This window comes from Thalassotalea ganghwensis (assembly GCF_053485795.1).
On the sequence record NZ_JBQRUM010000067.1, the window covers coordinates 1 to 506 of the forward strand.

At 43.9% G+C, this 506-nt stretch carries 1 protein-coding gene; it reads right to left on the reverse strand.

All coding sequences use genetic code 11. The features are described 5' to 3' along the window. On the reverse strand, positions 1–506 hold a 506-nt coding region (locus tag ACSLUH_RS19505), incomplete at both ends, for an EF-Tu/IF-2/RF-3 family GTPase (protein ID WP_448570080.1).

Consider the following 506-nt stretch of genomic DNA (forward strand, 5'->3'; position numbering starts at 1 on the left):
AAGTTGTCGCCTGGCATTACCATTTCTACACCTTCTGGTAACTCTACTGCACCAGTGATGTCCGTTGTACGGAAGTAGAATTGTGGACGGTAGCCTTTGAAGAATGGTGTATGACGACCACCTTCATCTTTTGACAATACGTATACTTCTGATTCGAATTTCGTGTGAGGTGAAATTGAACCAGGCTTACATAATACTTGACCACGCTCTACGTCTTCACGCTTAGTACCACGTAATAAGATACCACAGTTCTCACCAGCACGACCTTCGTCTAGAAGCTTACGGAACATCTCTACACCTGTACATGTAGTTTTTTGTGTTTCGCGAATACCTACGATTTCTACTTCTTCACCTACTTTGATGATACCGCGCTCTACACGACCTGTTACTACTGTACCACGACCTGAGATTGAGAATACGTCTTCGATTGGCATGATGAATGCACCGTCAATCGCACGCTCTGGCTCTGGAATGTAAGTATCTAAAGCTTCCGCTAATTCTAATAC